General features: G+C 37.5%; 1 protein-coding gene. It reads right to left on the bottom strand.

What is annotated here, in order from left to right; translation table 11 throughout:
* Nucleotides 1-184: 184 nt before the first annotated feature.
* A partial coding sequence (locus H5202_RS21815; protein ID WP_182773885.1) for a histidine kinase occupies nucleotides 185-1,791 on the bottom strand: 1,607 nt, incomplete at its 5' end.

A 1,791-nucleotide genomic window follows, 5' to 3' on the forward strand; every position in this document is an offset into this window, starting at 1 on the left:
GTTCAAATCAAGCAGCAATACATCGATTGTATTTTCACTAAGAAACGACTCAGCATCGTCAATATCATCAAAGCAAATAATCTTAGGGTTTTGTTTCACTAAAATCTCAGATGTTAGACGTTGAATCCGTTGCTGTATCAACGGTTCATCTTCAACAATGACAATTACCATACGTTTCCCGTTATCAATTTTCTATTGCGTTACAATTTAAGTAGCTGATTTTTGATATCCAATTACTGTCCAACTCAAAGCTGGCAAACTCTGCATCCATTTGGTTCAGTTCAGCTAATTTAGCGTGAATGAAATCTCTTCCATTGCCGGTTCCTTGATGTTTAGTTTTGTTTTCAATTGGTGTTGTTAAGGTTAAATCGACTCGTTTACCCACTTGAGATACCTTAAGTTCAAAGGTCCTATCGCTGGATATTTTATTATGAGTGAAACAATTTTCTATCAAGCTATGCAATATGGCCGATGGTACCCAGATTCCATCTACATCGCCAACCACTGCTAATTGATAATTTTTCTGATAACGGAGCGACATTATCTGAATATGATTTCTACATAAAGCTATCTCTTCAGATAGTGACACATAATCTTGTTTATTATGGAGAGTAAGCTGGCGAAACTCCTGACTTAAAGCGGAAATCAAAATAAGGGCTTCTTGAGGTTTTGTTTCGATGAGCTCCATTAATTGTGTTAAACAATTCATCAAAAAATGCGGCTGCATATTGCGCCTTAGCAGTTCAATTTTGATGCGCTCGGCTTTTAGTGAGTGCTCTCTATGCTTTCTCATCTCTTTGATTAGTGCCACCAACATTGTGAGTACAATAGCGATAAAAAACACGGCAAAACCAAACTCTACAAAATATTCGGGGTAAAAAATAATGAAGCCGATACCAATCAGAATAAGTAATGATACAACTTTACCTTGTCCACCCTTTCGTATTTGTAAAATGTTTACGACAAGAGACCAACATAAAGCGACGAAAAAAAGAGACACACTAGTAAAATCATAACTAAGATCTAACATGGAAATCATGCTTAAGCTTGCTAGAATGCAAAGTGCCCATTTTTTAATATGCTCAAGTCGAAAGTAGGCCACGTAAAATAGAGGGAGTAGGAAGCTTGTAATAAATGTAAGTACTAGGATTGCAGACAATCTCAAGGTGTGCCAATTGTAGGGATAGTCTAACCAGAACTTTGCTTGCTCTATGCTTAATAGCAGCGCGGCTGATAAACATAGAGTACTGAACATTTGATAGGATTTCTCTGCTTGATACAGCCAATTTACTAATTGAAAGATGATAAATAAAATGACTAAGCTACCAATGAAAAAGGCACTTAACATGCTCACTAACAATACAGTAGTGTGCAACTTTTGCTCATTCACTATGGCCAGTAAATAGCCGATAGAATCGAGCTTTTTACCGACACTAAAAGTCGATATGGTTGCCCCTAACAAATGTTGGCCATCGGTTAACAACCCATCTGGTAATCTTACTAATGTTTTAATGGTTCCTGGCACTTCATCTTTAAATGATCTGGCAGCTAAACCGTTCTCGTATAGTGGCTGTCCATCCCAATGAAACCTTGCCGATCCCAACATGCCTACTAAAAGCGAAGGGGAGCTTGTTAATGTTTCACGATGAATAGTGATTTTAGCTCGGAGACAAAAAAACTGGTTTTGGGGCAGTTCACTGAACGCAATACTTTGCCAGTAACTATTGTCTACTTCAGGATCGTTGCATTGAATGCTTGTAGGTGATTCATTGCTTTTAATCGTTCTTATTT

Origin of the sequence: Shewanella sp. SG41-4 (genome assembly GCF_014164505.1) — a bacterium.
GTDB lineage: Bacteria > Pseudomonadota > Gammaproteobacteria > Enterobacterales > Shewanellaceae > Shewanella.